Source organism: Pseudoalteromonas sp. DY56-GL79 (genome assembly GCF_041414765.1).
Lineage (GTDB): Bacteria > Pseudomonadota > Gammaproteobacteria > Enterobacterales > Alteromonadaceae > Pseudoalteromonas > Pseudoalteromonas piscicida.
This window is the reverse complement of sequence record NZ_JANHZS010000003.1, coordinates 163,005-175,091: the sequence shown is the minus strand read 5'-3', so window position 1 is coordinate 175,091 and position 12,087 is coordinate 163,005. Positions and strand designations below refer to the sequence as shown.

Annotated in this window: 9 protein-coding genes; 6 read left to right on the top strand and 3 right to left on the bottom strand. The window is 42.2% G+C overall.

Features of this window, described 5'->3' with window-relative positions:
* The first annotated feature begins 554 nt into the window (after positions 1 to 554).
* From NO992_RS03315 to NO992_RS03300, 4 genes are all read left to right on the top strand, one after another.
* Positions 555 to 2,858, top strand: a complete 2,304-nt coding sequence (locus NO992_RS03315) for a TonB-dependent receptor (RefSeq protein WP_045962670.1) — start codon at positions 555 to 557, stop codon at positions 2,856 to 2,858.
* A gap of 83 nt (positions 2,859 to 2,941) precedes the next feature.
* Complete coding sequence (locus NO992_RS03310; RefSeq protein ID WP_010374748.1) at positions 2,942 to 3,241, top strand: hypothetical protein; 300 nt, start codon at positions 2,942 to 2,944, stop codon at positions 3,239 to 3,241.
* Between the two features lie 27 nt (positions 3,242 to 3,268).
* Positions 3,269 to 3,922, top strand: coding sequence for an HAD family hydrolase (locus tag NO992_RS03305; RefSeq protein ID WP_371374316.1), 654 nt, complete (start codon positions 3,269 to 3,271; stop codon positions 3,920 to 3,922).
* Positions 3,923 to 4,087: 165 nt separating this feature from the next.
* Positions 4,088 to 4,927 carry a DNA ligase gene (locus tag NO992_RS03300; protein ID WP_371374312.1) on the top strand — a complete coding sequence of 280 codons (840 nt, stop codon included), beginning with the start codon at positions 4,088 to 4,090 and terminating at the stop codon, positions 4,925 to 4,927.
* 80 nt (positions 4,928 to 5,007) lie between these two features.
* Here the strand turns inward: NO992_RS03300 and yeiP are convergent, their stop codons facing one another.
* Together yeiP and NO992_RS03290 are read right to left on the bottom strand one after the other, a co-directional pair.
* Positions 5,008 to 5,577, bottom strand: coding sequence for an elongation factor P-like protein YeiP (gene yeiP / locus NO992_RS03295; protein ID WP_010606026.1), 570 nt, complete (start codon positions 5,575 to 5,577; stop codon positions 5,008 to 5,010).
* A gap of 83 nt (positions 5,578 to 5,660) precedes the next feature.
* A complete protein-coding gene (locus tag NO992_RS03290) occupies positions 5,661 to 6,992 on the bottom strand; it encodes a tetratricopeptide repeat protein (RefSeq protein ID WP_371374308.1) in 1,332 nt (443 codons plus the stop codon).
* 2,216 nt (positions 6,993 to 9,208) lie between these two features.
* Between NO992_RS03290 and NO992_RS03285 the strand changes: the two genes are divergently transcribed.
* Positions 9,209 to 9,541 (top strand): hypothetical protein, encoded by a 333-nt coding sequence (locus NO992_RS03285; protein ID WP_371374305.1) that lies wholly within the window; start codon positions 9,209 to 9,211, stop codon positions 9,539 to 9,541.
* A 139-nt stretch (positions 9,542 to 9,680) separates the two neighbouring features.
* The gene (locus tag NO992_RS03280) at positions 9,681 to 10,448 is read left to right on the top strand and encodes a hypothetical protein (protein ID WP_371374302.1); all 768 of its coding nucleotides are present in this window, start codon (positions 9,681 to 9,683) and stop codon (positions 10,446 to 10,448) included.
* Positions 10,449 to 11,120: 672 nt separating this feature from the next.
* On the opposite strand, the gene yghU is transcribed toward NO992_RS03280, so the two are convergent.
* Complete coding sequence (gene yghU, locus NO992_RS03275; protein ID WP_371374299.1) at positions 11,121 to 11,993, bottom strand: glutathione-dependent disulfide-bond oxidoreductase; 873 nt, start codon at positions 11,991 to 11,993, stop codon at positions 11,121 to 11,123.
* Positions 11,994 to 12,087: the final 94 nt, after the last annotated feature.

The window sequence follows — 12,087 nt, the reverse complement described above, 5'->3', positions numbered from 1 at the left end:
CTTTTATTTATAAGTGGCATAGAAAGGCTAAAACTTCCCTTTAATCGGTCTAATGTCCTCTTTTTAATTTTGTTTGAACTTTATCATTACACCGGTGTCATATCATTGGCATTGCAATCATGGTTTCCGATATGGCCAATACGTTTGTTTGGGCGCAAATTTGTATTGTTTAGGTAACCGGCACAGTTTCGACCACTGTGTTATGGTTCTGTTATCGGTAAAGATGGTTTTTTGGAACTTATATACCATTAAGTTTAAAGGACAATTGTCCGCTTTTTTGTGTTTTTTGTTGCTAAATGTTGTAAACTGTCAGCTAACGTCGCTGAAAGTTGCAAAAAAATTGATTTTTTAGTTCGGTTTATAAAGCAAAGTAGAAATTACCTGCTATAATTACCGCCGTCTCGTTCAGCCTTACAAAGTTGTATCGCACTCTCGACTGTAAGGTCCGCGTTATTATATTCAAATCGCGAAAAATTGAACGTTCACGCCAAGTGAAACGGCGCCCAAATTTTAAACCGTTGAACAAAGAGTGCACTAAAAGGTCGAAAACCAACATGAAAGCAATGAAAAGATCTACGTTAGCTACCCTTATTAATGCTACGTTGTTCTCTGCTGTGGCAGGTACTTCATTTTCTGCACTTGCTGAAGAAGAGCAAGCCAAAAAAAATCAACTAGAAGTTATTCAAATCACCGCACGTAAACGTGTTGAAAACGCGCAGGAAGTACCTGTGTCTGTTTCAGCGCTTCAAGGTGATAACTTGAATGCTTACAGCTCAGCGGGTATGGACATTCGCTTTATGAATGCGAAGATCCCAAGTTTATCGGTAGAATCTTCGTTTGGTCGTACTTTCCCACGTTTTTACGTACGTGGATTAGGTAACACAGACTTCGATCTAAATGCTTCTCAACCTGTATCTTTGGTTGTTGATGAAGTGGTTCAAGAAAACCCTATTCTAAAAGGCTTCCCTGTATTCGATATTGCACGTATTGAAGTATTACGTGGTCCTCAGGGCACGCTATTCGGTCGTAACACGCCAGCAGGTCTTGTTAAATTTGACACGGTTAGACCAAGCCAAGAGTTTGATGGCTATGCTGCTGTTTCTTATGGTAGCCGCGGCGCGGTAGACTTTGAAGGCGCAGTAGGCGGCTCAGTAACTGACCGTGTATCAACGCGTATTTCTGCATTGTGGCAGGAACAAGAAGACTATATCGATGTAAAAGCGCCAGGCTTCGAGAAAGAAGATTCTCTAGGTGGTTACAGCGAGCAAGCCGTTCGTGTTCAATTCCTATATGAAGGCGATGATTTTAACGGCCTACTTAACTACCACTATCGTGATTTAGATGGTCGCCCAATTGCATTTCGCGCAAATTTAATTGAAGCTGGCACAAATAACATTAACCCATTGTATGACAACGATGTGGTATACCACGATGCGGCCTCTCGTTCGACGCAACAGGTTGAAACTCAAGGTTTGAGTCTAAAACTTGAGTGGGATTTACCTGAGCATACTGTAACGTCAATTACTGCTTGGGAAAGTGCTGAAATCTATTCTCGTGCAGACGTTGACGGTGGTTACGGTGCTGACTTCCTTGGTTTCCAAGGCCCAGGTATCATTCCATTTGCTTCTGAAACAGCAGATGTTATTCCTGAACATAATCAGTACACGCAAGAGCTTCGTTTATCTAGCAACTTCTCAGGCGATTACAACTATCAGGTAGGTATCTTCTTATTTGAAGAAGATCTTATGATTGAAAGCTACAGCTTCGATACATTTGCATTTGATGCTGGCCTTGGTCAGTACGGTGCACAAAATGGTTATGCTTACCAAGATCAAGATACATCAGCATGGGCTGTATTCGGTTCTTTTGATTACACCGTATCTGATGATTTAAAAGTAACTGCTGGTCTGCGTTATTCTGACGATGAGAAAGAGTTTTACGCCAAGCGTACTAAAAATCCAACACCTTGGAACGGCTCTCCAGACGTACTTGATGGTACCGCTAACCCAAGCGATAGCCACGTAAGTTGGGATTTAAGTGCCACTTACAAGCTAACTGATGACGTAAACTTGTTTGGTCGCGTAGCTAACGGCTTCCGTGCTCCAAGTGTTCAAGGCCGTATTTTGTTCGGTGATGAAGTGACTGTTGCTAAGTCAGAAACTACTAACTCGATTGAAGCTGGTATTAAGTCAGACGTACTTGATGGCCAAGGTCGCGTAAACGCGACGGTATTCTACTATCAGATGGACGACCAACAGCTAACGGCTGTAGGTGGCGGCTCAAACTTCAACCGCTTAGTGAATGCTGATAAAACAACCGGTTATGGTTTCGAACTTGATACCGAATGGGTGTTAACGGATGAGCTAAATGCAACGTTTAACCTAAGCTATAACAAAACTGAGCTTGAAGATAAAAACTTAGCAGTAGCGGTTTGTGCGCAGTGTACCGTGACGGATCCAACCTATATGGTTGAGGGTGCTAACGGTCCAGAAGCTCGAGCAATTTTGGACGGTAACAGCTTACCTCACGCTCCTGAGTGGATCGCAAACGCAACACTTCGCTACACGAAAGAGTTAGAAGGCGGCGAGTTCTTCGTCTATGGTGATATGTCTTACCGTAGTGAAGTAGACTTCTTCTTATACAAATCAGTAGAATTTGAAGGTGAAGCGTTGTTTGAAACAGGTCTTCGTGCTGGTTATATGTGGTCTGAAGGCGATAACGAATATGAAGTGTCAGCCTTTGTTCGTAACCTATTTGACGAGCAAGTGGTTATCGGTGGTGTAGATTTCAATAACAACACCGGTATGCTAAATGAAGCGCGCTTCATTGGTGCTGAATTCAAAGTGAAATTCTTCTAATTCACGCTACAGTGATTATAATAGAATAACTAAAGCCCGCATTAAGCGGGCTTTTTAATGAAATTTTTATGTTAGGAGTGGATATGTCAGGTTTTTGGAATTATCGAGTGATATATTGTGAAGCAACAAAAGACGAAGCGGCTTTATATCAAATCCATGAAGTGGAATATAACTTAAATGGGAAGGTAACGAATTGGTCTGAAACGGGTGCTGCACCTTTTGGTCGTTCGATGGAAGAGTTGCAAGCGGATGCAGATAGACTGAAGTCAGCTTTCGATAAGCCAATTCTAAAAGTGATTAGACAGCCACGAGGCTATACATTAGTTGAAGTTGATAGCGGTGAAGAAGCTACTGCTGAGCCACCAGCAGGGATCAACGGCTAATTAATACAACCAATTTAAGGAGTGTAAATGCGTTTTCAGGCAGTTTTATTTGATTTTGACGGTACATTAGTTGATTCAGAAGCACTCCATTACCAAAGTTGGATGAAGGTGTTAGCCCCGTATCAGGTTACTTATACGGAGCATGACTTTTGTGATGAGTTTTCGGGTGTACCAACGCTTAAAGCTGCGCATATACTTAAAGAAAGACACCAACTTGCGCCTTCTGCCGGCGATTTATGTGATGAAAAAAATGTCGTCTTTGTTGCAACGGCTGCGGAAGTACTCCCTAGATTGATGCATTTTGCAAAGCAAGTCGTTGAATTAACCTCAATGCGTTGTCCAATCGCACTCGTGACAGGAAGTAGCAAAGCAGAAGCGCTCCCTGTTTTACGACACTATCGGCTATTAGAGTTATTCTCTGTCATTGTGTGTAAAGACGATGTCGAACAGCCGAAGCCTCATCCAGAACCTTATCGCAAGGCGCTTGCTGCGCTAAACATTGCACCACACGAAGCCGTGGCTATAGAAGACACCTGCACAGGATTAACTTCAGCCAAGGAAGCTGGGTTAAACGCGGTTGTCGTGCCAAATGCGCACTCTAATAAACAAGATTTAAGTCTTGCCGATCATTCATTTACCGATCTCGAAGCGGTTTTTGACTGGCTTTGCCCTGAAAGGTAATAGCAATTGGTATAAACAGGGGACTGTTAGTCAAAGCTGTTCGATTTTACAAACGTCGATTCTTGTGTAATCTTTAAGTGTGAAATTTGTTAATTTTTAATATCGGCGAACGCAAACAATGCACCAAGTCGCTGGTATTAACTATCCACTGCAAAGGATTATGCTATGCGATATGTACCATTCTTGTTCTGCTTTTTTTTAGGTTTTTCCAATCTTCTTTATGGAAATGAAACCCACACAAAAATCCAGCTTGCTTCGGTATATCAAGGCGACGAAGATATTTCTAATTATCTTGTGAGTGAAAAATTCGATGGTGTTAGGGCCATTTGGGATGGCTCGCAACTGCGTACGCGTGGTGGTCATTTAATTAAGGCACCAGACTGGTTTACGCACGGGCTACCTGATACATGGTTAGACGGCGAGTTGTGGGCTGGGTACAATAACTTTGCTTTTGTGAGCGCGATTGCAAGACGCCATTCGCCTAATAATGAGCACTGGCGTCAAGTGACTTATTATGTATTTGATGCGCCAAATTCTACAGAAATATTCTCTCAGCGCCATGAGCGTTACTTAAGCCTACTAAGCCATATTGAGTTATCACACATTAGACCCGTCAAGCAGCTATCATTTGGCTCAGTTGATGAGTTAAACGACTATTATCATGGTGTCTTAAAGCGAGGCGGTGAAGGTGTTATTTTGCATGCTAAAAATGCCAAACACGAAGATGGAAGAACAACCAACGTATTAAAATACAAGCCGTACCTTGATGACGAAGCTATCGTGATTAAGCACTTACCCGGTAAGGGAAAGTACCAAGGGATGATGGGATCGCTATTGGTGAGAGATGAACAAGGTATGGAGTTTAAAGTTGGGTCGGGGTTTAGCGACGAAGAGCGCGCATCACCACCACCGATTGGTAGTCAAATTACCTATCGATATCAAGGGTATACTAAGTTTGGTAAACCGCGTTTTGCGCGATTTTTAAGAGTAAGGCCAAAATTATAGAATGGCACTATTGCAAAGAAAGTTTGGGGATCTTTAGACGCTAGCGAGCACAACGGCTCGCTATCAAAAGTGCAATGGACTTATTCTGCACGGCCCATGAACTTAGATTCAGCAGTGTTGATCTTAATTTTGTCACCGCTTGAAATATGCTCAGGAACTTGAACAACAAGGCCAGTCGTTAATGTCGCAGGCTTTGTTCTAGCACTAGCAGATGCGCCCTTGATTGAAGGAGAGGTATCTTCAATCACAAGCTCTACGCTTGAAGGTAAGTCGATAGAAACAGGCATGCCCTGAACCACGACGATAGATAAACCTTTAGTTGATTCATCGATAAACAATAATTGCTCAGCAATAGACTCTTTATTTAGATGGTATGGCGTGTAGTCTTCATCATCCATAAACACATACTCATCACCATCTACATATGAAAGCATTGCAGGGCGGCGGTTAAGATCTGCAAGTGTCAGCATTTCTTCCGCTTTAAAAGTCTCATCTACTTTAGAGTTATCTACTACATCGTACATACGCATACGGTATAGGCTACCACCAGCGCGACCTTGTGGTACTGAACGCTCAATGTCACGAACAATCATTACGCGGCCGTTATACTCGATCGCGGCATGTTTTTTTATTTCACTTGCCTTTGGCATAGCTTAATTCCTAATACAAATAAAGTTGGCACAATATAATCATTTTTCGGCTTTTTGGCGAGTTTCAAAACTCATTCTGAGCCTCAAATACCGTATAAAGTCGTCATTTCTGAGTACTTGATCCCAAAGTGCTGGTCAAACCAACGGTTGATATAGTCATGCTCGGGCTCAAGCTTGGCACAGCGTAGAATATTTTCGCCTTTATTGCTGCCAAGTGCCTGTCCACAGTAATTTTGCTTCCAAGTTAGCGTAAGATCTTGAGAGAATTTTTTGAGTAGTTCGTCAAAGGTCTTTTCAGTTATCTGTGAAAGATTAAGAAAGTCTGGAGACAGTGGGGTGATATCAAGTTGTTCAAAATCAGCCTGATGCGCACGGGTTTTATTATGCTTACTATCGCTTGCACTGCCTTTGATATAACGATGGGCTAAACTCGCCTCATAATTAACGTTGATATCAAATTTCTCATCGTAGATGGTCACCGGGTAAGTGAACTCTCTTGTGACTTCTACGGTGTGCGTCTTATCTGAGTTATTAGGGTCTGGTCGTTCAACTTCCTGTTGATAATGCTTACGCTGAATATATTGATTGCTAGTGCGGTAATAGTCTGCATCTGCATATAGCTCTAATGAAAGCTGTTGACTGCCATCACTATCAAACCAGAGGCTATTATTAAATGCCGTATTTAGGCTTGAGATAAATGCGCCATATTGTCCTCTGATTGAATTGCCAAAGCGCAAGCCAATATCGACACGATCTCGTATGTTCATCGCAAAATAACGACTTTTATCTTGGTTATCTACACGTAAACGTTTTGGAGTTTGCCACGCTAAACAGTATTTTTCCGTGAAACTTTTTAAATAGAAGCGCTGCCCGCTGACCTGTCCTGCAAGTTCATCACACTTTTTCTGCGCTTGCGTTCTTAGCGTGTCATAGTGGGTACTCATGGCGCTTGCTAATTGCGCATTGCTGATCAGATGGCGATAGTTATGTTCAAACAGCTTAAACTTGTCAGGGTAGGGCGTATTTGATAGCGAGCGGGCTTCGTCGAGTAGCCATTGCCTCGCGTAATCTAGTTCTTCTCTTTGGGTATTTGCCATCGCGCCAGTCGGCTTCATTTGCCATTGTGCTTGGTTCTCTACGATTTCTTCTAGCCTAGTTGCAGAAGCGGTGTAGTTATTTGCTAAGCGCAGCATACGCACATCGATAAGTCCTTTATCTATAAGCTTATCTCGCGCCAGTGTTAAACCTTGTTTCGCTTCAAGATCCTCAGGGTCTTCCGCGAGTGCTTGTGAATAATATTCAGCAGCTTGGCGGTACATTCCCGCTTCGTAAAGTTTATTACCTTTATAAACCAGCGATTTACAGCCGCTAATAGCAGCCAATATTGCAATGATGATGGCGGTTTTCTTGATCATAATATCATTCCATTCGCGCAAAAAGTTCCATAAGCACAGTTATTGATTTTAGTATCCATTCGCTTAACGTACAGGCACACCCGTTCCTAAGCTTTTAACAGGCTTATAATACAGGGTTCTGGCGAAATCTACATCACTGAATTGTTAAGATTTTGTTTTGGGAGGTATTGAATCTCGCTGTGTTGGTTTGTTGTCCTCCTGACTGGTTTCGACGCCCATCCATGGGCTACGACATACTTTTCTTTGATGCCCAAAGAAAAGTATGCAAAAGAAAGGGCACTCCCAACATCACACTGACTCCTCAAGAAAATTGCCAATATGAACGTCACCGCTGTGTAAGGGCCATCCTTGGCCCTGTCACAGCTTTTCACGCATCCATGCGTGAAATGACTCATTGGCAATTTACTTTCGGGTGTGATGAGGGAGGAAAACCGTGCTGAGAGCTGTTTTGGTACTCGCAAGCTACTTAGCTGCTTTTAAGAGAAAAACCAGAACGTACGGTCAATATCACACCAGAAAAACATAACAGCTCGGCGGGTAAACCACCTCCCACAAAACGATTTAGACTGTTAATTAGGTGCTCACACCGTTCGTTTTTGTGGTGCTTGTAAGCAACTTAATCATAAAAGCCGTAGAAGATCTTGAAAGCAACTTATTCCCCCTCCATTACACCCGAAAAGCATAAGCCGATATGCAATGTGCCGACAGGATGTCGGCCAAGTCTTGTCAGGCACAAGGACGTGCCTTACAAGGCGGTTGCACTATATCGGCTTAGGGTTTGAGGATTAAGTGTGATGCTGGGGCGACGTTTTCTTGGTTCGTTCTTTTGCGTCGTTTCAAAAGAATGAACGAGGAGCGCATGGATGCGCTTTGATACGAGCCATGGAGGGTAAGGCTAATATGTCCTCCTGACGGATTTCGACGCCCATCCATGGGCTACGACATACTTTTCTTTGATGCCCAAAGAACAAGTATGCAAAAGAAAGGGCACTCCCAACATCACACTGACTCCTCAAGTAAATCGCCAATATGAACGTCACCGCGGTGTAAGGGCCATCCTTGGCCCTGTCACCGCTTTTCACGCATCCATGCGTTGAAATGACTCATTGGCAATTTACTTTCGGGTGTGATGAGGGAGACACAAGGCGCTGATAAATTCTTGTGGTGCTTGTAAGCGACTTAGCTGCTTCAGGAGATAAAACTAGAATTAACAGTCAGCGTTACTTTCCTCTCTTCATCGCACCCGAAAAACATACTTCTCGGCGGGTAAACCACCTCCCACAAAACGATTTAGACTGTTAATTAGGTGCTCACTCGGATCGTTTTTGTGGTGCTTGTAAGCAACTTAATCATAAAAGCAGTAGAAGTGTTGTGGTTCAAAAGATCTTGAAAGCAACTTATTCCCCCTCCATCACACCAGAAAAGCATAAGCCGATATGCAATGTGCCGACAGGATGTCGGCCAAGTCTTGTCTGGCATAGGGAAGTGCCTTACAAGACGGTTGCACTATATCGGCTTAGGGTTTGAGGATTGAGTGTGATGCTGGGGCGACGTTTTCTTGGTTCGTTCTTTTGCGTCGTTTCAAAAGAATGAACGAGGAGCGCATGGATGCGCTTTGATATAAGCCAAGGAGGGTAAGGCTAATATGTCCTCCTGACAGGTTTCGACGCCCATCCATGGGCTACGACATACTTTTCTTTGATGCCCAAAGAACAAGTATGCAAAAGAAAGGGCACTCCCAACATCACACTGACTCCTCAAGTAAATTGCCAATATGAACGTCACCGCGGTGTAAGGGCCATCCTTGGCCCTGTCACCGCTTTTCACGCATCCATGCGTTGAAATGACTCATTGGCAATTTACTTTCGGGTGTGATGAGGGAGGAAAACGGTGCTGAGAGATTTTTTGGTGCTTGCAGGCAAATTTGCTGCTTTGAGAGGAAAACTAGAATTAACAAGTAGAGCTATTTCCCCCATATTCAAGAAAATGCGCAAGTTGCGCATTTTTATCTTTCTCAAAAAATCGTAACTTGAACTTTTAATAATGTTGGCCATGAGTTATCAATTTTGTTAAAACTAAACCAATCATAAAAGTGCGCGATTGCAAATCAGAAATATGCGCGATTGCAAATCAGAAATATGCGCGATTGCAAATCAGAAATATGCGCGATTTGCGCACTATTAAATTTTTAGGTGTTTCGTATATATTGGAGCCATATGCTTAGTTTAAATAAAGCTGACAAAGAGATCCTCTCTATCTTGAAAGAAATATATCTGACGAAGAAAGTTAAACCTTTGCAGTCAGATGAACATTTTAGAATTTGGTTGGTTAGGGTATATTTCTATCTTGGGACGCTTTGTTTACTTTATAGGCTTGCTATATGGGCTACAGGACAACAAATAAGTGCCCAAGAATCATCATTTTTATCTTTTAATATAGCTATGTTTTTTGGTGTACTATTTTTTTATATTAATCATCGCTCAGAAAATAGCAGTGTTATAGTATTTTCATTAACGTGGTTATCAATTATCTGCACTATGTATGTGTAGTAAAAATACCTAACAAGTGGTTTATGGCTTGGACGAAAAAAAGCTTGGTTTGCGTTCGTCCCTCACTAATTATAGCCAAGCATTTTCCGCCCCATAACCGGGCGCTAGCCGTCTTTATATTTAGTTTTGGAAGGAATTTATGGATGCAATTTTTAGAATAGTGAAGAACCCACTGGTACAGATTTTAGTCGCTATTCTTATTGGCTGGTTTTTTTATTCAATTGGTCAAAAGGAGCCTGAGCCTGTTTATGCGCTAGAAAAGTATCAAGTTTTTGCTGATATTCAAGGTGATGTACCAGAGCTAAGGCTTCTTTGGAATGATAAGCCTATAAATAATTTTTATAGTAGCCGTGTTGCGATTTGGAACGCAGGTGATGATTATATTGATTCAAGTAGACTGAGCTCATTGGATCCTATGCGGATTGTTGTTCCACCATCAATTAATCTATTGAGTTTTTCCTTAAGCTCTTTGAGTCGAGAGGATCTTGCTGTTTCTGTAACTAGAAGTGAATTTAATTCTCAGACAATTATTCAAATAAATTTGGATGAAGAGGAAGCACTTGAACCTAATGATGGCTTTGCGGTGAAAATATATTTCACTTCAGATCAACCTTCTGACTTTACAGTTGAAGGACGTGTAAAGGGAGTATCTGAAGGATTTTCTATAAGGGATTGGGGGCAAGAGTTTAAGCTTAATAAATTAAATTGGATGACATGGCTTATGTTGGTTGTTGCATTTATGTTGTCAGTCGATGGTTTTAGAGATTCATACAGAACCATAAAATATGGAAGAAAGTCAGATGTGCTGAATTTTCTTCCTAGAGCAATTGGAGGTCCGATGTTTTTTTTCGGTCTCGTATATTATTCAATCATCCCAGGAATATTCGGTATGGCATGGCTTAGTTAATGAGTCATACAAAATACGGCTAACACATCTGAACCTTCTCCGGTCAAGTACGCATAACGATTCTTTTTAGCTGCTTTTAAGTAAGCAGCTAATTTGTATTGGCAACGCTTAAACCTGTTAAACTTCGTTATGTCGGTTAGCCGTTAAATCGTTTACGGCAAACACATATTGAGGGTCTCTTATTGCGATCTCATCGCTGCCTAAATCAGTCGATACAACTTATCGTTTAGGGCCACTAGACATTCATCGGTCAACCTTAATCTTGCGCTACTCAAGGGGATGGCTTATTCGTCCAGTTAGTTAAAGGCTCAGCTAAGGTGTAAACGATTCAATTCATTGCTTAAATAAATGCGCACCAGTTGGGTGTCTAATCAAGGCCAAAGAGCTTATTACTTCGACAACACTTACCTGTAAAATTCAGCTATTACTGACAAAAACACAAATAATGCATGGTTTTTCGTGCTTCTCTAGTTAGGTGTTGAGCTCACCCCATTGTACGACTTAGCTTTTTAAAAAACGTTTATCGTCGAATACCGTTTTGTTCTTAAGCATAAAATAAACTAACACCATTCTTTTCTGACATACAGACAATCGGGTTTGATTAAATCTGATTAATCAAACCCGATAGATAAAGCTAACTCTTATAAAACCAAGAATTAAACCAAGGTAAGGTTATGGCTCTAGTTTGTCTTGGGTGCTGGTATCAAAGTCGCTGGCGTCGTGCCTTTCATGAAGCTGCTCATGAGGTTCTCCCCATGTTTTATTTACCATTTTTCCGCGTTTGACCGCTTCTCTTGAGGCGATGAGTCCAGCCCAGCGGATCACGTGTTCATAGCCATTGACGTCTAAAAACTCTGCCGCGTCATATAGGTGTCCTTGGGCTAGCACGCCATACCACGGCCAGATTGCCATATCCGCGATAGTGTATTCATCGCCACAAATATATTCTCTTGTGGCTAGGTGTTGATTCAGTAAATCCAGTTGGCGCTTCACTTCCATCGTGTAGCGGTTGATTGGATATTCGTAGTGCTCTGGTGCGTAGGCATAGAAGTGACCAAATCCACCACCAAGTAGTGGCGCAGCCCCCATTTGCCAAAATAACCAGTTGAGGCACTCCGTGCGTTTTGTGGGATCTTGAGGAATGAACTTTTGGAACTTTTCAGCTAAATAAAGCAAAATTGAGCCAGATTCAAAGATTTTGGTAGGTTCATTGGTGCTGGTATCTAATAACGCGGGGATCTTAGAATTTGGATTCAGTGCAACAAACCCTGAGCTAAATTGCTCACCTTCCATGATATTAATTAAAAAGGCATCATATTCTGCTTCTTTTACCCCGGCTGCTAAAAGCTCTTCTAGTAAGATAGTCACTTTCACGCCGTTTGGGGTTGCGAGGGAGTAGAGTTGTAACGGGTGTTTGCCTTGCGGTAGGGACTTTTCGAATCTTGCGCCTGCAGTAGGGCGGTTGATATTTGCGAACTTACTACCATCGCCACTTTGCCAAGGCCACTGCCAAACTTTAGGTGGGGTATAACCCGATGTACTCATTTCATGAACTCCTTCTGTGACTGTCCAACTCCATTATAGAGTGTAGAAGTGAAATGGAAATGAACAAATCTCTATGGTCATAGGCTTACTCGTT